We start from the raw sequence: 1,659 nt of genomic DNA on the forward strand, positions 1-1,659 counted from the left end.
AGTGCCGTGGAAATGGACTGCGGGCTGGGGTTTGGCTGGAGTCATGCGCTGGCCCACCGGCTGGTGGTTTCCGGTGATTCGGTGGTGTGGACCGATCATGAAAACCGCTCGACGCTGTTGCCCTTGCCGACGGCCTCTCGGCCCGCGATCACCAATAGCCTGGCCGAAGCGGCCATTTATTTGGGTGATTTGCCCGGTGAGTTGGTACTGGCCCAGGCCTCACGTTTCTACCACTTTCAAGACGGTTTGCTGACAGCCATCAGCGATGCGTATGACAACCGGCTGCGCATTTGCCGGGATGTGCTGGGGCGCATCGAGCGGCTGGACAACGGTGTCGGGCGTTCGCTGCTTTTGCGCTACGCCTCGCACCGCATTGTTGCGGTGGACTACCAGATTCAGCGCGCCGAGGGGGCTGGCCCCTACGTTTGGGTGACAGAGTACAGCGTTGTCTCCTACGCCTATGACGACATCGGCCGATTGGTTTCGGCGACCAACGCCGTAGGCGAAAGCGAGGCTTATCGCTACGACGACAACCACGTCATTCTTGAACGTGGCCTGGCCGGTGGGGCGAGTTTCTTCTGGGCGTGGGAACGTTCCGGCAAGGCGGCGCGCTGTGTCCGGCATTGGGCGAGCTTCTCCCAGATGGACACGCGCTATGCCTGGGACGACGACGGCCGCGTCACGCTGTTCAACGCCGATGGCAGCCAGGAGGTTTACGTCCACGACGGGCGTGCACGGCTGGTGCAGCGGGTCGATCCGGAGGGCGCAACGCACTACAAATCCTACGACGACAAGGGCCGCCTGACGGTCGAGCAGGACCCGCTCGGCGCGGTGACCGCCTATCAATACGACGACGCCGGACGCCTGGTCGCGGTGTTTCCCGGGGATGATCAACCGACTTCCTACGAGCATGACAACGGCTTCGTACGGGTAGTCCGGCGTGGCGAAGCGGTTTGGAAGTACGAGCGTAACGATCAGGGCGATGTCACCCGCCGGACTGATCCTGACGGCCATGTCACGGACTACAGCTACAACAAACATGGGCAACTGACGGGGGTTTGGTATCCCGATAACAGCTGCCATCGGCTGGTGTGGAACGAGCGTGGGCAGCGGGTTGAGGAACAGTTGCCGAACGGCGGCATCAAGCGCTATCGCTATGACGATGTGGGCCGCCTGGTCTCCCGCGAGGATGAACATGGCGCGCTGACCGGGTATCAGTGGGACAGCGTGGGTCGGATGATTCGCGTGGTACTGCCGGACGGTGCCACCCGGGAATACAGCTACAACGCCTACGGAAAAGTCACCGCCGAGTGCGATGAACTGGGGCACGTCACCCGCTATGAATATGCGGATGGCCTGCACCTGATCAGCCGGCGGATCAACGCCGATGGCAGCCAGGTCAACTACCGCTACGACAACACCCGGTTGCTGCTGACCGCGATCGAAAACGAAGCCGGTGAAACCTATGGGTTGCAGTACTACCCCAACGGCCTGATCCAGCAGGAAATCGGCTTTGACGGCCAGCGCACGACGTATGCCTACGACCTCAACGGCAACCTGCAAGAAAAGACCGAACACGGCGATGACGGTAGTCAGCTGATCACCCGTTACGAGCGCGACTTCGCCGGGCGCCTCGTACGAAAAACCCTGCCCGACGGC

General features: G+C 61.9%; 1 pseudogene. It reads left to right on the plus strand.

The features are described 5' to 3' along the window. Positions 1-1,659 (plus strand): annotated as a pseudogene (locus IB241_RS27275) (RHS repeat protein); the annotation flags it as partial.

It is taken from the genome of Pseudomonas sp. PDM05 (assembly GCF_014851685.1).
GTDB lineage: Bacteria > Pseudomonadota > Gammaproteobacteria > Pseudomonadales > Pseudomonadaceae > Aquipseudomonas.